The organism is Flavimobilis rhizosphaerae (assembly GCF_014852685.1).
Classification (GTDB): domain Bacteria; phylum Actinomycetota; class Actinomycetes; order Actinomycetales; family Cellulomonadaceae; genus Flavimobilis; species Flavimobilis rhizosphaerae.
The window spans coordinates 92,243-108,784 of sequence record NZ_JACZDF010000004.1 but is presented as its reverse complement, the minus strand read 5'-3'; the positions used below and the strand labels follow the sequence as shown (position 1 = coordinate 108,784).

16 protein-coding genes are annotated in these 16,542 nt (G+C 71.6%); 3 read left to right on the top strand and 13 right to left on the bottom strand.

All coding sequences use genetic code 11. The features are described from left to right. The first annotated feature begins 36 nt into the window (after positions 1-36). Both IGS67_RS09055 and IGS67_RS09050 read left to right on the top strand, forming a co-directional pair. Positions 37-969 carry an ABC transporter ATP-binding protein gene (locus IGS67_RS09055; protein ID WP_192279870.1) on the top strand — a complete coding sequence of 311 codons (933 nt, stop codon included), beginning with the start codon at positions 37-39 and terminating at the stop codon, positions 967-969. After that, positions 966-1,802, top strand: a complete 837-nt coding sequence (locus tag IGS67_RS09050; protein WP_192279868.1) for an ABC transporter permease — start codon at positions 966-968, stop codon at positions 1,800-1,802. Before IGS67_RS09055 ends, IGS67_RS09050 begins: the two co-directional genes overlap by 4 nt. Positions 1,803-1,997: 195 nt before the next feature. On the opposite strand, the gene IGS67_RS09045 is transcribed toward IGS67_RS09050, so the two are convergent. From IGS67_RS09045 to rpsB, 12 genes are all read right to left on the bottom strand, one after another. Beyond that, positions 1,998-3,779 carry a proline--tRNA ligase gene (locus IGS67_RS09045; protein WP_192279866.1) on the bottom strand — a complete coding sequence of 594 codons (1,782 nt, stop codon included), beginning with the start codon at positions 3,777-3,779 and terminating at the stop codon, positions 1,998-2,000. Positions 3,780-3,829: 50 nt separating this feature from the next. Then, on the bottom strand, positions 3,830-4,786 hold the full coding sequence (locus tag IGS67_RS09040) for a GNAT family N-acetyltransferase (protein ID WP_192279864.1): 957 nt from the start codon (positions 4,784-4,786) through the stop codon (positions 3,830-3,832). 108 nt (positions 4,787-4,894) lie between these two features. Further along, positions 4,895-6,034 (bottom strand): flavodoxin-dependent (E)-4-hydroxy-3-methylbut-2-enyl-diphosphate synthase, encoded by a 1,140-nt coding sequence (gene ispG, locus IGS67_RS09035; RefSeq protein ID WP_192280113.1) that lies wholly within the window; start codon positions 6,032-6,034, stop codon positions 4,895-4,897. A 128-nt stretch (positions 6,035-6,162) separates the two neighbouring features. Then, complete coding sequence (locus IGS67_RS09030) at positions 6,163-7,482, bottom strand: M50 family metallopeptidase (RefSeq protein WP_192279862.1); 1,320 nt, start codon at positions 7,480-7,482, stop codon at positions 6,163-6,165. 45 nt (positions 7,483-7,527) lie between these two features. Then, positions 7,528-8,703, bottom strand: coding sequence for a 1-deoxy-D-xylulose-5-phosphate reductoisomerase (gene dxr / locus IGS67_RS09025; protein ID WP_192279860.1), 1,176 nt, complete (start codon positions 8,701-8,703; stop codon positions 7,528-7,530). Further along, positions 8,700-9,263, bottom strand: a complete 564-nt coding sequence (locus IGS67_RS09020) for a DivIVA domain-containing protein (RefSeq protein WP_192279858.1) — start codon at positions 9,261-9,263, stop codon at positions 8,700-8,702. Before IGS67_RS09020 ends, dxr begins: the two co-directional genes overlap by 4 nt. After that, complete coding sequence (gene rlmN, locus IGS67_RS09015; protein WP_102508997.1) at positions 9,260-10,393, bottom strand: 23S rRNA (adenine(2503)-C(2))-methyltransferase RlmN; 1,134 nt, start codon at positions 10,391-10,393, stop codon at positions 9,260-9,262. Before rlmN ends, IGS67_RS09020 begins: the two co-directional genes overlap by 4 nt. A gap of 25 nt (positions 10,394-10,418) precedes the next feature. After that, on the bottom strand, positions 10,419-11,267 hold the full coding sequence (locus IGS67_RS09010) for a phosphatidate cytidylyltransferase (RefSeq protein WP_192279856.1): 849 nt from the start codon (positions 11,265-11,267) through the stop codon (positions 10,419-10,421). After that, a complete protein-coding gene (frr, locus tag IGS67_RS09005) occupies positions 11,267-11,824 on the bottom strand; it encodes a ribosome recycling factor (RefSeq protein ID WP_192279854.1) in 558 nt (185 codons plus the stop codon). Before frr ends, IGS67_RS09010 begins: the two co-directional genes overlap by 1 nt. A gap of 80 nt (positions 11,825-11,904) precedes the next feature. Beyond that, entirely contained in the window at positions 11,905-12,627 is a 723-nt protein-coding gene (gene pyrH, locus IGS67_RS09000) for a UMP kinase (protein WP_192279852.1), read from the bottom strand. Between the two features lie 94 nt (positions 12,628-12,721). After that, positions 12,722-13,567, bottom strand: coding sequence for a translation elongation factor Ts (tsf, locus tag IGS67_RS08995; protein ID WP_192279850.1), 846 nt, complete (start codon positions 13,565-13,567; stop codon positions 12,722-12,724). Positions 13,568-13,653: 86 nt separating this feature from the next. Next, positions 13,654-14,499, bottom strand: a complete 846-nt coding sequence (gene rpsB / locus IGS67_RS08990) for a 30S ribosomal protein S2 (RefSeq protein ID WP_192279848.1) — start codon at positions 14,497-14,499, stop codon at positions 13,654-13,656. Positions 14,500-14,932: 433 nt separating this feature from the next. Between rpsB and IGS67_RS08985 the strand changes: the two genes are divergently transcribed. Continuing rightward, entirely contained in the window at positions 14,933-15,595 is a 663-nt protein-coding gene (locus tag IGS67_RS08985; protein ID WP_192279846.1) for a M23 family metallopeptidase, read from the top strand. An 81-nt stretch (positions 15,596-15,676) separates the two neighbouring features. On the opposite strand, the gene IGS67_RS08980 is transcribed toward IGS67_RS08985, so the two are convergent. Next, positions 15,677-16,528, bottom strand: coding sequence for a FliA/WhiG family RNA polymerase sigma factor (locus IGS67_RS08980; RefSeq protein WP_192279844.1), 852 nt, complete (start codon positions 16,526-16,528; stop codon positions 15,677-15,679). Between the last annotated feature and the right edge of the window lie 14 nt (positions 16,529-16,542).

Below are 16,542 nucleotides of genomic sequence, written 5' to 3'. Positions count from 1 at the left end.
GGACGCCGGACCACCCGGCCCGACCCAGGAGGCACCATGCATGCGATCGAGGCGCACGGCCTGCGACGCACCTTCGGCGACGTCGTCGCGGTCGACGGGATCGACCTCGTCGTCGAGCCGGGCGAGGTCGTCGCCATGCTCGGCCCCAACGGAGCCGGCAAGACGACGACGATCGAGATGCTGCTCGGCATGCGCACACCCACTGCGGGGACCGTCACGGTCCTCGGCGGGGAACCGACCGACCGCGCCGTCAGGGCGCGTGTCGGTGCGATGCTCCAGGACACCGACGCACCCGGTTCCCTCACCGCGGCCGAGGTCGTCGACCTCGTCGGCGCCTACCACCCCGTCCGCATCCCGACCGCGCTCGCGCTCGAGCGCGCCGACCTCACCGAGCATGCGCACAAACGGGTCTCCCAGCTCTCCGGCGGACAGCGCCAGCGCCTCTCGTTCGCGATCGCCATGGTCGGCGACCCCGACGTCCTCTACCTCGACGAGCCGACTGCTGCGCTCGACGTCGCCGCGCGCGTCGAGCTGTGGGAGCACGTCCGGGCGTTCGCGGCGCTCGGCCGGACCGTCGTCTACTCAACGCACAACCTCGCTGAGGTCAAGGGAACCGCGAGCCGCGTCGTCGTCATCGACCGCGGCCGGATCCTCGCAGACGGCGCGCCCGAGGACGTCCGGCGGCTCGTCGAGGGCGCGACGATCGCCCTGACCACCGATGCCTCCGCCACCGCGCTCGGGGCGCTGCCGGGCCTGCGCAGCGTCGAGGACCCGGGCGGCGCCGTCCGTGCCGTCGTCCTTCACGTCACCGACCCCGTCCCCGCGCTGCGCACACTGCTCGCCTCGGACGCGCACGTGAGCGCGCTCGAGGTCACCGAGGCGAGCCTCGAGGACGCGTTCTTCGCCCTCACCGGGTCCGCGCACGCCGACGCTCGCACCACCCAGACGGCCGAGGAGGCCCTGCGATGACCACGCTCGAGCACGTCCGGTCCCCCGAGGCCTACGCGGGCCCCCGCCCCCTCGGCGTCCTCGCTGCCCAGGTGCGCGCCGAGGTGCTCCGCTACCGGCGTCTGCCCGAGTACGTCGTCGGGGTCGTGGTCCTGCCCGTCATCCTCTTCGCGATGTTCGGCCTGCCCAACGCAGAGCAGACGCTCCCGGGCGGCACGAGCGTCGTCGCCCTGCTTTTCGTGTCCTTCGCGTGCTACGGCATCGTCTCGCAGGCGCTCTTCACGTTCGGCGCCGACCTCGCCGAGGAGCGCCAGCAGGGCTGGTTGCGTCGCCTGCGCGCGACGCCCATGCCGATGAGCGTGTACTTCGGCGGCAAGCTCGCCCTGTCGCTCGTCTGGTCGCTCGTGACGATCACCGGTATCGCTCTCCTCGCGCAGCTCGCGGGGAACGCAGGGTTCTCGCCCGCACGGCTCGCGACGACCGTCGGCGTGCTCCTGCTCGGCACCGTGTGCTTCTCTCCGATGGGGTCCGCGATCGCGTACTGGGCGCGGCCACGGGCGGCGACGACGATCGTCAACCTCGTCTTCCTGCCGCTGTCGTTCCTCTCGGGCTTCTTCTTCCCGCTCTCGCAGCTTCCCGACGTCCTCCAGGGCATCGCGCCGTGGCTGCCGACGTACCACTTCGGTCAGCTCGCGTGGGGCGCGATGGCTCCGGCCGACGACATCTCGCTGTTCGGCGTCACGACGAGCGGGTCGACATGGCTGCACGTGGTCGTCATCGTCGGCTGGGGTGTCGCGTGCACGGTGCTCACGGCGCTCGGCTACCGCCGCGACCTGGACCGCGAACGCGCCTGAGCGCGCCGTCCGCCGGCTCGTAGCGCCCCTGCACGCTCGCGCTGCGTGCAGGGTCGCTACGAGTCACGCGCTTCCTTCGACTCGTAGGCCCGTCGCACCGTTCGATGGTGCTCCAGACCTACGGGTCGCCGGGGGGTGGGGACGCCGACGGCCCCCGCGCAGTTCGAGCGCGGGGGCCGTCGTACTGGCCAGGGCTCAGTCGGCGAGCAGCTCAGCGACGCGCGTGGCGACGTTCTCGACGGCCTCGGCGACCGCGACCTGCCCGGCCTCGCCCGCACGCGGACGGACCTCGACGACGCCGTCGGCGAGCCCACGACCCACGACGACGAGCAACGGCACGCCGAGCAGCTCGGCGTCCGCGAACTTCACACCCGGCGACACCTTGGGACGGTCGTCGTAGAGCACCTCGACGCCACGAGCCGAGAGCTCGGTCGCGAGGCGCTCGGCCTCGGCGAACACTGCAGCGTCCTTGCCGGTCGCGATGACATGGACGTGCGCGGGCGCGACATGCGCGGGCCATGCGAGGCCCTTGTCGTCGTGGTTCGCCTCGGCGAGCGCCGCGAGCACGCGCGTCACACCGATGCCGTAGGAGCCCATCGTCACGGTGACCTGCTTGCCGTTGACGTCGAGCACCTTGAGGCCGAGCGACTCCGAGTACTTCCGCCCCAGCTGGAAGATGTGGCCGATCTCGATACCGCGCGCGAACTCCAGCTCGCCGGAGCCGTCGGGCGCGACGTCACCCGGACGGACCTCGGCCGCCTCAACCGTGCCGTCACCGACGAAGTCGCGGCCCGCGACGAGGTCGACGACGTGCGCGTCGACCGCGTTCGCGCCCGTCACCCAGCGGGTGCCGGTGACGACGCGCGGGTCGAGCAGGTAGCGGATCGCGTCCTCGTCGCCCGTGTGGGCACGACCGAGGACCTGCGGACCGATGAAACCCTTGACGAGCGTCGGGTTCTTCGCGAAGTCGGCGTCCGTCGCAGGCTCGACCTCGGCCGGCGCGAACGACGCCTCGGCGCGCTTGAGGTCGATCTCGCGGTCGCCGGGAACACCGACGACGACGATCTCGCGCTCGCCACCCGGGTGAGTGAGGGCGAGGACGACGTTCTTGAGCGTGTCCGCGGCCGACCACGCGCGACCGTCCGTCCGCGGGTGGGACTCGTCGAGGAGCGCGACGAGGGACTCGATCGTCGCAGCGCCCGGCGTCGGCACGACCGAGGCGGCCGGGACGTCGGCGAAGTCGAGAGCGTCGGGCACCGGCGTGACGACGGCCTCGACGTTCGCCGCATACCCGCCGGCCGTCCGCACGAACGTGTCCTCACCGATGGGGCTCGGCGAGAGGAACTCCTCCGAGCGGGAGCCGCCCATCGCGCCCGCCGTCGCGGCGACGATGACGTAGTCGAGACCGAGGCGCGTGAAGATCCGCTCGTACGCATCACGCTGCGCCTGGTAGGACGCGTCGAGGCCCGCGTCGTCGATGTCGAACGAGTACGCGTCCTTCATGATGAACTCGCGCCCTCGGATGAGTCCGGCGCGCGGGCGCGCCTCGTCGCGGTACTTCGTCTGCACCTGGAAGAGCGTGAGCGGCAGGTCCTTGTACGACGAGTACAGGTCCTTGACGAGGAGCGTGAACATCTCCTCGTGCGTCGGCGCGAGCAGGTAGTCGGCCTCCTTGCGGTCCTGGAGGCGGAAGAGGTTGGGACCGTACTCGGCCCAGCGCCCCGTCGCCTCGTACGGCTCGCGCGGCAGGAGCGCAGGGAAGTGCACCTCCTGCGCACCGGACGCGACCATCTCCTCACGCACCACGGCCTCGACCTTCGCGAGGACGCGCAGGCCGAGCGGGAGCCACGAGTAGATGCCGGGCGCCGCCCGGCGGATGTAGCCCGCACGGACGAGGAGCCTGTGGCTCGCCACCTCCGCGTCGGCAGGGTCTTCGCGCAGCGTGCGCAGGAACAGCGTGGACATCCGCAGGAGCATGGGGTCGATCCTACCGCCGCACGATGTCCCCCCGGTGCGGCCGACCCCGCTCAGAAGAGGACGGTCGCGAACGTCCCGACCTGCTCGAAGCCGACCCGACGGTAGGTCGCAAGGGCACGCTCGTTGTAGGAGTTCACGTAGAGGGACACGACGCCGAACCGTTCGAGCGTTCCCGCGACGACCGCGGCCATCGCGGGGGCCGCGATGCCCTCGCCGCGCCGCGAGGGCGTGACCCAGACGCCCTGCACCTGTGCGACGTCTCCAGCGATCGCGCCGAGCTCCGCCTTGAAGACGACGTGCTCGTGCGGGGGCCGCACGGCTCGCAGCAGGGGCTCCGTGGCCGTGCCCGCCGGACCGAGGTCCGTGCGGGCGCCCGGCGCAGTGCGGACGAACGTGCGTCCCTGCGCCGCGAGCGACCGCACGCGTTCGACGTACGACGACGGTGCCGAGCCGAGCGGCGAGTAGCCGACCTCCTCAAGGAACATCGCGACGCTCGCGGGCAGCAGCGCCGCGAGCTCATCAGGCGACGCGAGCCGCACGGCCGGGTCAGGGTCGATGTCCGCCGAACGGTCGAGCGCGAGCGACGGCTGCTCGGGCCGCACGTCGCGCGCGGGCCCCCACGAGGACCCGAGCCGCTCCCACAGGCCGAGCACGTGCGCCGCCGGCCCGACGATTGACGACGCCTTGCGTCCGCCGCGGCGCAGCTCGACGCCAAACGCGTCGAGCGCCGCCTCGGCGTCGTCACCCGTGAGGTCGCCGAGCACGGGCACGACGTTCGCGCCGACCCAGCACAGCGCGCGCGGCGTGCCCGTCGACGGGTAGAGCCAGCCGCGGCCGCCGGCGACGGCGAGCCCGCCCAGGAGCGCGGGCCGGAGCCTCGACGCGGCGAGGACGGAGGCGACGGGGTTCGCCGCGCACAGCGCGAGCGCGACCGGGACGTCCGTGTCTGTGAGGACCCGGACCGCCGAGCCCGTCGCGGCACCCTGGCCGCGGAACCACCGTCCCATGAGCCGATTGTGCCGCACGCGCCCTCCCGGCTCGACGTGACGTTCGCCTGAGGACGTGTGAGCCCCGGCGGGAGGACCCGCCGGGGCCCACGCGTGGGGCCTCGGGAGTCAGCGGCCGACGTTCACCGACGGCGCCGTGCCCTCGACGGGCTCCATCGTCGCGGCGATGCGCATGGCCTCCTCGATGAGGGTCTCGACGATCGCGTGCTCGGGAACGGTCTTGATGACTTCGCCCTTGACGAAGATCTGCCCCTTGCCGTTGCCGGACGCGACACCGAGGTCGGCCTCGCGGGCCTCGCCCGGACCGTTGACGACACAGCCCATGACGGCGACGCGCAGCGGCACCTCGAGTCCCTCGAGGCCCGCGGTCACCTGCTCGGCAAGCGTGTAGACGTCGACCTGCGCGCGCCCGCACGACGGGCACGAGACGATCTCGAGCTTGCGCTCCTTGAGGTTGAGCGACTGGAGGATCTGGATGCCGACCTTGACCTCCTCGACCGGCGGGGCCGAGAGGGAGACGCGGATCGTGTCGCCGATGCCCTGGCTGAGCAGCGCGCCGAACGCGGTCGCGGACTTGATCGTGCCCTGGAACGCGGGGCCGGCCTCGGTCACGCCGAGGTGGAGGGGCCAGTCGCCGCGCTCGGCGAGGAGCTCGTAGGCGCGCACCATGACGACGGGGTCGTTGTGCTTGACCGAGATCTTGAAGTCGTGGAAGTCGTGCTCCTCGAAGAGCGACGCCTCCCACACCGCCGACTCGACGAGCGCCTCAGCCGTCGCCTTGCCGTACTTCTGGAGCAGGCGCGGGTCGAGGGATCCCGCGTTGACGCCGATGCGGATCGACGTGCCGGCGTCCTTCGCCGCCTGCGCGATCTGCTTGACCTGGTCGTCGAACTTGCGGATGTTGCCCGGGTTGACGCGGACGGCCGCGCAGCCCGCGTCGATCGCCGCGAAGACGTACTTCGGCTGGAAGTGGATGTCGGCGATGACGGGGATCTGCGACTTCTTCGCAATGATCGGCAGCGCCTCGGCGTCGTCCTGCGACGGGCACGCGACGCGCACGATGTCACAGCCCGCGGCCGTGAGCTCGGCGATCTGCTGCAGGGTCGCGTTGATGTCGGTCGTCGGGGTCGTCGTCATCGACTGCACCGAGATCGGTGCGCCTCCGCCGACGGGGACAGAACCCACGTTGATGCGACGGGTGGGTCGACGGGGAGCCAGGACGGGAGGTGCTTCCTTCACCGCCGGCATGCCAAGACTGATGGGTACGCTCACCCCGCCAGTATCCCCCGTCGCGCCGCCGGCTCGCGCATGACACCGCTCACGTGCACGAATCCCACCCAGCAGCAGTGGTCCGCGTCACCTCCGGCACGTCGCCGTCAGCCGAGCGTCACCGGACGCACGATGTCCGCGACGACGAGAAGGACGCTCATCCCGACGAGCAGCACGAACACGCCGTACGCGACCGGCATCATGCGCGCCGTGTCCGCGGGGCCTGGGTCGGGGCGTCCGCCCCGCCGCGCGATCTGCCGCTTCGCGCCCTCGTAGAGGGCCCCCGCGACGTGCCCGCCGTCGAGCGGCAGGAGCGGGATGAGGTTGAAGACGAAGAGCGCGACGTTGAGGCTCGCGAGGAGCGAGAGCCACACCGCGACGCGGTCGCCGACGGAGACCTCGTCGCCGCCGATCGTGCCGACCTCACCTGCGACGCGGCCGACGCCGACGATGCTCATGACGGACGATGCCGAACGGTCCTCGCCGGTGACGAGCGTGCGGGCCACGTCCCACACCTGCCCGGGCAGGGTGACGACGATCCCGGCGGTGCCCGAGACCTGTGCCCACAGCTGCTGCGGCACGGCCGCGAGCGACCTGTCGGCCTCGACCGTCGGCTGGACACCGACGTACGTCGACGTCACGGTGCGTGGCGTGCCGTCCTCCGCGAGGACGGGCTGGCCCTCAGCGTCGACGACAGTGCGTGTGAGCTCAGCGGGCACGAGCTCGAGCGTGAGGCGCTCGCCGGCCCGCTCGACGACGACCGACGTCGGGTGCGGGCCGACGGCAGCGATCCGTTCGGTGAGCTCGGCCCAGCCGTCGACCCGCTCCCCGCCGTACTCGACGACGCGGTCGCCTGGGACGAGGCCCGCGGCGGCCGCGGGCGAGGCTGGGGCTCCGCTCGCGCACGTGTCCGACACCGCCGTCGTCGTCGGCGCGCACGGCACGACGGCTGCGAGCGTCGACGTCGCGGTCGCGACGCCCCAGCCGAGCGTCACGATACCGAGGAGGACTGCAGCGATGACGAGGTTCATGAAGGGCCCGCCGAGCATGACGACGAGCTTCTTCGGCGCGGAGAGGTTGTAGAACGCCCGCGGCTCCTCGCCCGGACGGATCTCCTCGGCCGACACCGCGCGCGCGTCCTCGGCCATCTCCTCCCAGCGACCGCTCCGCGGTTCCGCACCCACCGGCACAGGTCGTGCCGGCGCATACATGCCGACGAGCCTCACGAAACCGCCGAGCGGGATCCACTTGAAGCCGTACTCCGTCTCGCCTCGCGTCCACGAGCGGATCGTCGGGCCGAAACCCACCATGAACTGGCTCACGCGCACGCCGAACTTCTTGGCAGGCACCATGTGCCCGACCTCGTGGAGCGCGATCGACGCGAGCATGCCGACGACGAAGACGACGACGCCGATGACGTAGCCCATCCGGGTCACTTCCTTCCGAGGGCCTCACGGCCGTGTGCGAACGGGTCAGGCGCGGGCGAGAAGCTCGTGGGCGCGTGCGCGGGCCCACGCCTCAGTGTCGAGCACGAGGCTGGGAACGAGATGGGAGGTTCCGGGACCGTCGTGCTCGCCGAGGACCTGCTCGACGGTCGCGACGATGTCGAGGAAGCCGATGCGGCCAGCGAGGAACGCGTCGACGCACTCCTCATTGACCGCGTTGAGCACCGCGGGGTGGGTCGCCGACGCCGCGACGGCCTCGCGTGCGAGACGCACCGCCCGGAATGTCGACTCGTCGAGAGGCTCGAACGTCCACTGCTGCGCCTGCGTCCAGTCGCACGCCGGCGCGACGTCCGTGACCCGCTCGGGCCACGAGAGGCCGAGCGCGATCGGCAGGCGCATGTCCGGGGGCGACGCCTGCGCGATCGTCGAACCGTCGTGGAACTCGACCATCGAGTGGACGACCGACTGCGGGTGCACGACGACCGTGATGTCGTCGACCGGCACGTCGAAGAGCAGGTGCGCCTCGATGAGCTCGAGGCCCTTGTTCATCATCGACGCCGAGTTCACGGTGACGACAGGGCCCATCGACCACGTCGGGTGGTTGAGCGCCTGCTCGGCCGTGACCGAGCTCATCTGCGCGCGCGTCCAGCCACGGAACGGGCCGCCCGAGGCAGTGAGGACGAGCCTGCGCACCTCGTCGCGGCGTCCGCCGCGCAACGACTGGGCGATCGCCGAGTGCTCCGAGTCCACCGGCACGAGTTGGTCCGGGCGCGTCACCGCGTCCTTGACGAGCGAGCCGCCCACGACGAGCGACTCCTTGTTCGCGAGCGCGAGCGTCGAGCCCGCGTGGAGCGCAGCCAGGGTCGGAGCGAGCCCGACAGACCCGGTGATCCCGTTGAGGACGACGTCGACGCCAAGACCCGCGACCTGCGCGGCCGCCCCCGGCCCACCCAGCACCTCGATGCGACGGGCGTCGGCGCCGAGCTCAGCGACGAGCGCGTCGCGCCGTGACGCGTCGGCGACCGCGACGACCTCGGCGCCCGTCGCCCGAACCTGCTGCGCGAGCGCGACGACGTCACCGCCCCCGGCCGCGAGCCCACGGACCCGGAAGAGCTCAGGGTTGCGCGCGACGACGTCGAGCGCCTGCGTGCCGATCGAACCCGTCGACCCGAGCAGCGCGAGCGACCGCGGCGCGGCCGTCACTCGACCCCCAGGAGCACCTCGACGGCACGCGTGAGGAACGCGTCGACGGGTCCGACCGCATACCCGTCGCGGCCCCGACGGGTCCGAAAGCGGGCCTCGCGCACCTCGGTGCTCGTGAGCGGCTCGCCCCGGTCGAAGTAGCCGACGAGTCGCGCGCACAGCGCGTCGACGTCGTCCGCGTCGTACGACGCCTCGCCACGCGCGCCGGGCGCGAAACGCTCGCCGTCCGGGCGACCGAGACGGCCGTAGAGCGTGCGGGCCTTCTCAGCGAGCTGCGCCATCCACGCCTGCTGACCGTGCGCCGCGACGAACTCGGCGCGCTCGCGAGCGACGAACGCCGCCTCGAGCCGGTCGAGCGCAGCGTCGACCGCGCCCGTCTCGTAAGCGTTACGACGGACGACGGGGAACGCGACCCGATGGATCGCCGCGGCGTCGAGCGTCGCCGCACCCGGGGCTCCCGAGCCCTCGTACTCGGCACGGGCGCGCGCGAACAACGCGTCGACCTCATCGGCGGCATACCCCCGCCGCAGACCCGTCGTCGTGGGGAAGGTGCCGGTCATGAGGCCTCCTCGGCTGCGAGCTGGCCGCACGCCCCGTCGATGTCCGAGCCGCGGGTGTCCCGGATCGTCGTGGGGATGCCGTGCCCGCGCAGTCGCGCCACGAACTCCTCCTCGACGGCTGGGTCGCTCGCGGTCCACTTCGAACCGGGCGTGGGGTTGAGCGGGATCGGGTTGGCGTGCACCCAGCCGTGGCCCCGCGCGTTGAGCTTCTTGCCGAGCAGATCGGCCCGCCACGCATGGTCGTTGATGTCACGGATGAGTGCGTACTCGATGCTCACACGTCGGCCCGTCACCTCGTAGTAGGCGCGCGCCGCGTCGAGCGTCTCGTCGACGGACCAGCGCGTGTTGATGGGCACGAGCTCCGAGCGCAGCTCGTCGTCGGGCGCGTGGAGCGACAGGGCGAGCGTGAGCGGCAGCCCCTCCTGGGAGAGTCGCTTGATCGCCGGCACGAGACCGACGGTCGACACCGTGATGTTGCGCGCCGACATGCCCAGCCCGTCCGGGACGGGCGCAACGAGCTGCCGGATCGTGCCCATGACGGCCTTGTAGTTGGCGAGCGGCTCTCCCATACCCATGAAGACGAGGTTCGTGAGACGGCCGGGGCCGCCGGGGATCTCGCCGCGGTCGAGCGCGCGCGCGGCGTCTCGCACCTGCTCGACGATCTCCGCGGTCGAGAGGTTGCGGGTGAGGCCGAGCTGGCCGGTCGCGCAGAACGGGCACGCCATGCCGCAGCCGGCTTGGCTCGACACGCACAGCGTCGACCGGTGCGGGTAGCGCATGAGCACCGACTCGACACGCGCCTGGTCGAACATGCGCCACAGCGTCTTGACGGTCGTGCCGCCGTCCGCCGTCATGACACGCGTGCTGCGCAGCAGTGGCGGGAAGAACGCCTCGACGAGCCGGTCACGCGTCGCCGCGGGAAGATCCGTCATCTCGGCAGGGTCCGCCGTGAGGTGGCCGTAGTAGTGCTGGCTGATCTGCTTGGCCCGGAACGGCTTCTCCCCCAGGCCCGTGACGACCTCGACCCGCTCGGCGGGCGTGAGGTCGGCGAAGTGGCGCGGCGGCTTGCCGCGCCGTCCGGCGGCGGGGGTCGAGAGGTCGAGCGTCACGGGGACGCGGCGGTCGGTCATGAGGATCAGCTTCCGGTGGGACGGTTCAGCCGCCGAGGGCGGCCGACAGCATGAGGTAGGCGAAGGGCGCGGTGAGCAGGAGCGAGTCGAGCCGGTCGAGGACACCGCCGTGACCGGGCAGGAGGGTGCCCATGTCCTTGAGGCCGAGGTCCCGCTTGAGGAGCGACTCGGCGAGGTCGCCGAACGTCCCCGTCACGGGCGTCGCGAGCCCGAGGGCGACGCCCCACCACCACGGGCCGTCGAGCAGGACCATGCCGACGACCCCGACGAGCGACGCGAGCAGGAACGATCCGGCGAGGCCCTCCCAGCTCTTCTTCGGGGAGATCGACGGCGCGAGCGGGTGCTTGCCGAAACGCACGCCCGCGAAGAACCCGCCGGTGTCGCTCGCGACGGGCAGGAGGATGAAGAGCAGGACGCGCCACGTGCCGTCGGGCTGCGCGAGCATGAGCATCGCGAACCCCGCCATGAGCGGCAGGTACGCGACGGCAAACGTCGAGGCAGCCGTGTCGCGGAGCCCACTAGGGCCGTAGCCGTCGAGGGCCCGCCACACGAGGGCACCGAGGACCGTCAGCGTGAACGCGACGAACATCGCCTCCGGCCCGGCGACGTAGGCGGAGACGAGAATCCCCGCGGCGCCGACCCACAGCGGTGCAAGGGTCAGGTGGACGTCGCGGCGCGCGAACGCGTGCGACAGCTCCCATAGCGCCGCACCCACGGCGATGACGGCGAGCCCGACGAAGGCGGGCTGCCACACGAAGAGGGCGAGACCGACGACGACGAGCATGCCTGCGCCGACCGCGACCGCCATCGGCAGGTCGCGGCCGGAGCGGCCGGTCGTCGTCGCGGGCACTGCACCCTCAAGCTTCTCGGTCATCAGACCTCGAGGAGCTCCGTCTCCTTGGCGGCGAGGATCGCGTCGACCTCGTCGGTGTGTCGCTTCGTCAGAGCGTCGAGCTCCTTCTCCGCGCGCGTCACCTCGTCCTCGCCCGCGTCGCCGTCCTTGGCGAGACGGTCGAGGATGTCCTTGGCCTTGCGTCGCACCGCACGGATCGAGACGCGAGCGTCCTCGGCCTTCGTCTTGGCGAGCTTGACGTAGTCGCGGCGGCGCTCCTCCGTGAGGGAGGGCAGGATGACGCGGACGACGTTGCCGTCGTTCGACGGGTTGACGCCGAGGTCGGAGTCGCGCAGAGCCTTCTCGATCGCGGACATCGCGGTCTTGTCGAACGGTGAGATGAGCACCGTGCGCGCTTCCGTGACGTTGAACGACGCGAGCTGCTGCAGGGGCGTAGGTGTCCCGTAGTACTCGACGAAGATCTTCGCGAACATCGCAGCGTTCGCACGGCCCGTGCGGATTGCGCCGAAGTCCTCCTTGGCGACCTCGATCGCCTTGTCCATCTTCTCCTCGGCTTCGAGAAGGGTCTCGTCGATCACCGGTGCTCCTTGTCTGAGCCGCCCGGGGGCGGCACGTGCGGGTTCGTCGTGCTGAGGTCTTGTGAGGCTCGCGCAGGCGGTCAGCCCGCAGTCACCACGGTCCCGATGTTCTCACCCACGAGGGCGCGGGTCACGTTTCCGGGCTCTCCCATGCCGAACACACGCATCTTCACGCCGTTGTCCATGCAGAGGCTGAACGCAGTCGAGTCGACGACCTTGAGCCCGCGCTGGAGCGCGTCGGAGTACGTGAGGGTGTCGAGACGCTTCGCGTTCGGGTCGGTGTTCGGGTCCGCGGTGTAGACACCGTCGACCCCGTTCTTGCCCATGAGCACCTCGTCGCACCGGGTCTCGAGAGCGCGCTGGACAGCGACGGTGTCCGTCGAGAAGTACGGCATGCCGGCCCCGGCGCCGAAGATGACGACGCGGCCCTTCTCCATGTGCCGGATCGCACGCAGCGGGATGTAGTTCTCGGCGACCTGGCCCATGGCGATCGCCGTCTGGACGCGGGTCGACTGACCGGCCTGCTCGAGGAAATCCTGCAGCGCGAGGCAGTTCATCACCGTGCCGAGCATCCCCATATAGTCGGCGCGGGCGCGGTCGATGCCGCGCTGCGAGAGCTCCGCACCGCGGAAGAAGTTGCCACCGCCGACGACGATGGCGATCTGCACGCCGCGGGCCGCAGCAGCGGCGATCTCGGCGGCGATCCGCTGGACGACGTCGGGTGCGAGCCCGATCTGGCCCCCTCCGAACATCTCGCCCGAGAGCTTGAGCAGGACTCGGCGTGGCGTGGCGGACTCGGTCATCGGGACTCCTCGGTGCAACGTGGGGGGCGGTGGGCGGGTGCGCCGTCGGCCCGGCCCCGGAGACGGGGCCGGGCCGACGGTGAGGACGACCGGGTCAGTTGCCGACGCGGAAGCGGACGAACGACACGATCGTGCCGCCGGCCTCCTTCGCGGCCTGACCGACCTTCTTCGAGGGGTCCTTCGCGAGCGGCTGCTCGAGGAGGACGACGTCCTCGAAGAACTTGCCGAGACGGTTCTCGGCGATCTTCGCGATGATGTGGTCAGGCTTCTTGCCACCCTCGTTACGGGCGGTCTCCTCGGCGATGCGGCGCTCGTTGTCGACCTTCTCCGCCGGGACGTCCTCCCGGGAGAGGAAGTCGGGCGCGAGGGCGGCGACGTGCTGCGCGACGTCCTTGCCGACCGCGGCACCGGCCTCGTCGGTGACGACGAGGACACCGATCGTCGGCGGGAGGTCCTTGGCCGTGCGGTGCACGTAGCTCGTGACCTTGGGGCCCGAGACGGCCGCGACGCGACGCAGGACGACCTTCTCGCCGATGCCGGCGGCCAGCGTCGTGATCGTGTCGGCGACGGTGCCCTCGGCGGTCGGCGCCGCGAGGGCGCTCTCGACGTCGGTCGCACCCGCGGCGACGACGGCCGCGAGGACCGTGTCGGCGAGGTCGATGAACTTCTCGTTCTTCGCGACGAAGTCGGTCTCGCAGTTGAGCTCGACGATCGTGCCGGTCTCACCGGCGTCGGACGGGCGGATGTCGACGGCCACGAGGCCCTCGGTGGTCTCGCGGTCCTCACGCTTCGAGACGCCCTTGAGGCCCTTGATGCGGAGGAGCTCGAGCGCCTTCTCCGAGTTGCCGTCAGCCTCGTCAAGAGCCTTCTTGACGTCGAGCATGCCGGCGCCCGTGCGCTCGCGCAGAGCCTTGATGTCAGCGGCGGTGTAGTTCGCCATGGGTGGTCACCCTTTGCGTTCGGTCTGGACGGTGGTCGGTGGTGGACCGGTGCGGCCGGGCGGTGTCCCGCCCGGCCGCACGTTGGTCACTCGGCCGCGGGAGCCTCGGCGGCCGGCGTCTCGGCAGCGGGAGCCTCGGCTGCGGCCTCGGCGGTCGGCGCGGCCGCCGCGTCGCCCGCGAGGAGCTCCTGCTCCCACTCGGCGAGCGGCTCGGCCGGAGCCTCGGCGCCGGAGCGGCCCTGCGAGCGCGAGACGAGACCGTCGGCGACGGCGTCCGCGATCACGCGGGTGAGGAGGCCGACGGCGCGGATCGCGTCGTCGTTGCCCGGGATCTTGTAGTCGACGACGTCGGGGTCGCAGTTGGTGTCAAGGATCGCGACGACCGGGATGTTGAGCTTGCGCGCCTCGTCGACGGCGAGGTGCTCCTTGTTCGTGTCGACGATCCACACGGCCGAGGGAACCTTGGCCATGTCACGGATGCCGCCGAGCGTCTTCGTGAGCTTGTCCTTCTCACGACGGAGCACGAGGAGCTCCTTCTTCGTGAGGTTCGAGCCAGCGACGTCGTCGAAGTCGATCTGCTCGAGCTCCTTCATGCGCTGGAGGCGCTTGTGCACCGTGCCGAAGTTCGTGAGCATGCCACCGAGCCAGCGGTGGTTGACGTAGGGCATGCCCACGCGGGTCGCCTGCTCGGCGACGGCCTCCTGGGCCTGCTTCTTCGTGCCGACGAAGAGGATGGTGCCGCCGTGCGCGACGGTCTGCTTGACGAACTCGTAGGCCGTGTCGATGTACGACAGCGACTGCTGGAGGTCGACGATGTAGATGCCGTTGCGCTCCGTGAAGATGAATCGCTTCATCTTCGGGTTCCAGCGGCGGGTCTGGTGCCCGAAGTGGACACCGCTCTCGAGGAGCTGGCGCATGGTCACGACTGCCATGGCACTTCCTTCCGACACGGCGGCGGATCCTCCGCCCGTCCGTGCACGTCCGGCGACCCCTGCGGGGCCGCGTGGTGGTTGTCGACCCTGCGCCGGGAGGCGAGGGTCCCTGGCACCCCGTCCCGCGAGCACCGGCCGGAGCCGGACCACGTCGCGTGACCCTGGACGACCCGGCGCAAGGCACGACGGGGTGATGACCAGGAGGGAGGTGCGCGATGTCCCCGGGGGCGACGTGCAGGCACGGCGCACCCAGAGCAGATCTATCGTACCCGACGACTCCCCTGGTCCCGGACGCCGGACGGTGTGACGAAGCCACCACCGCGCGCCGCACCCCCGGGTCCGTGCCTGACCACAGACCAGCTGTCGCGCCCCCCTCTCCACCGACGGCGGGGCGCGGAATGCTCACCGCACGACCGCGGTGTGAAGTGGCTGCATGACGACACCCACGAGCCCGAGGGCTGCCGACCCGCGCCGCGCGATCCCGCCGCGCCACCGGCGGGCGCGGTCCGCAGCGCACCGCGCGCGCGACAACGCTCACCGCGTCGTCGCCGCGCTGGCCCTGCTCGTCGCCACGACGCCCCCGGCCGCGGCCGGCCCTGGCGTCGCGACTTCCGACCCGACCGTCGGCACGACCCGCACGGCCGTCGGCGCAGCCGCCGCTCCTCGCGACGCGCCCCCTCCTGGAGGCGCCCGATGGCGCCCACCCGTCGCAGGCAGGGTCGTCAGACCCGCCGACATCCCCCGCAGCCCGTGGGCCGCCGGTCACCGCGGCCTCGACCTCGCCGCGCGTCCGGGCGGCGCCGTCGCGGCCCCGGCAGCCGGCACCATCCAGTTCGCAGGACAGGTCGCCGGGCGCGGCGTCGTCGTCGTCGAGCACGAGGGCGGACTCCGGTCCACCCTCGAACCCGTCACGGCGAGCGCCGCCGTCGGCACCCCCGTCGCCGCCGGCGACGTCCTCGCCACGCTCAGCACCGAGCCCGGACACTGCACGCCACAGGCGTGCCTGCACTGGGGTGTGCGCCTCGGCGCCGCCTACATCGATCCCGCCTCGCTCCTGGCGCGACCACGGATCGTGCTCCTCCCGGGGCGGGCATGAGCACGCCGCGGGCTCCGTCCCCCGGACGGCGCCCGCGGCGCACGACGCGCCGGGCTTCCCTGGGCCCGGCCCGGAACTCCGTCAGCCGTGCTCGACCTCGTCGAGGAGCTGACGGAGACGGACGACTGCGGCGGAGTGCACCTGCGAGATCCGCGACTCGGTGACACCGAGGATCGCGCCGATCTCGGCGAGCGTCCGGTTCTGGAAGTAGTAGAGCGTGAGGACGAGCTTCTCCCGGTCCGTCAGCTGGCAGATGGCCCGCCCGAGGAGGTACTTCGACTCCTTCGCCTCGAAGCTGCGCGCCGGGTCGTCGCCGTGACCCTGGACGACCGTGTCGAGCATCGACATGGGCTCGGCCCGCTCGGCACCGACCGCTAGCAGCTCGTCGAGCGCGACGACGTTCGCGCGCGACACCTGCGCGTGCACCGCCCGGACGTCGACGACGGGCACGCCGAGGTGCTGCGCGACCTCGTCGTCCGACGGCCGACGGTGCCACTGCGCCTCGAGCTCGGCGTGAGCCCGGTCGATCGCACGGGCCTTCGACCGCACCGAGCGCGGCACCCAGTCGATCTGTCGCAGCTCGTCGATGACGGCGCCGCGGATCCGCGCCGACGCATACGTCTCGAACTTGATCTCACGATCGATCTCGAACTTCTCGATCGCGTCGATGAGACCGAACATGCCATACGAGACGAGGTCCGCGTGCTCGACCGAGCTCGGAAGACGCATCGCGATGCGGGAGGCCACCATCGAGACGAGCGGCGCGTAGTGGATGATGAGCTCCTCGCGCCGCTGCGCGGAACCCGTCTGCTTGTACTCGACCCAGATCTCGGCGACCGCGTCGTGCGGTGCAAGGTCGGCCTCGAGGTCAGCGAGGACGTCCGCGGCAGGGTCCTGCTCGGCCGCGGGGTGCGGAAGACCTGTGATCGGCATGGTGTCTCCGGCTG

What these genes read in the sequence shown, in the direction of transcription:
- IGS67_RS09055 (WP_192279870.1), top strand. Translation starts at nt 37, where the DNA reads ATGCATGCGATCGAGGCGCACGGCCTGCGACGCACCTTCGGCGACGTC.
- IGS67_RS09050 (WP_192279868.1), top strand. Translation starts at nt 966, where the DNA reads ATGACCACGCTCGAGCACGTCCGGTCCCCCGAGGCCTACGCGGGCCCC.
- IGS67_RS09045 (WP_192279866.1), bottom strand. Translation starts at nt 3,779, where the DNA reads ATGCTCCTGCGGATGTCCACGCTGTTCCTGCGCACGCTGCGCGAAGAC.
- IGS67_RS09040 (WP_192279864.1), bottom strand. Translation starts at nt 4,786, where the DNA reads ATGGGACGGTGGTTCCGCGGCCAGGGTGCCGCGACGGGCTCGGCGGTC.
- ispG (WP_192280113.1), bottom strand. Translation starts at nt 6,034, where the DNA reads ATGCCGGCGGTGAAGGAAGCACCTCCCGTCCTGGCTCCCCGTCGACCC.
- IGS67_RS09030 (WP_192279862.1), bottom strand. Translation starts at nt 7,482, where the DNA reads ATGGGCTACGTCATCGGCGTCGTCGTCTTCGTCGTCGGCATGCTCGCG.
- IGS67_RS09020 (WP_192279858.1), bottom strand. Translation starts at nt 9,263, where the DNA reads ATGACCGGCACCTTCCCCACGACGACGGGTCTGCGGCGGGGGTATGCC.
- rlmN (WP_102508997.1), bottom strand. Translation starts at nt 10,393, where the DNA reads ATGACCGACCGCCGCGTCCCCGTGACGCTCGACCTCTCGACCCCCGCC.
- IGS67_RS09010 (WP_192279856.1), bottom strand. Translation starts at nt 11,267, where the DNA reads ATGACCGAGAAGCTTGAGGGTGCAGTGCCCGCGACGACGACCGGCCGC.
- pyrH (WP_192279852.1), bottom strand. Translation starts at nt 12,627, where the DNA reads ATGACCGAGTCCGCCACGCCACGCCGAGTCCTGCTCAAGCTCTCGGGC.
- tsf (WP_192279850.1), bottom strand. Translation starts at nt 13,567, where the DNA reads ATGGCGAACTACACCGCCGCTGACATCAAGGCTCTGCGCGAGCGCACG.
- rpsB (WP_192279848.1), bottom strand. Translation starts at nt 14,499, where the DNA reads ATGGCAGTCGTGACCATGCGCCAGCTCCTCGAGAGCGGTGTCCACTTC.
- IGS67_RS08985 (WP_192279846.1), top strand. Translation starts at nt 14,933, where the DNA reads ATGACGACACCCACGAGCCCGAGGGCTGCCGACCCGCGCCGCGCGATC.
- IGS67_RS08980 (WP_192279844.1), bottom strand. Translation starts at nt 16,528, where the DNA reads ATGCCGATCACAGGTCTTCCGCACCCCGCGGCCGAGCAGGACCCTGCC.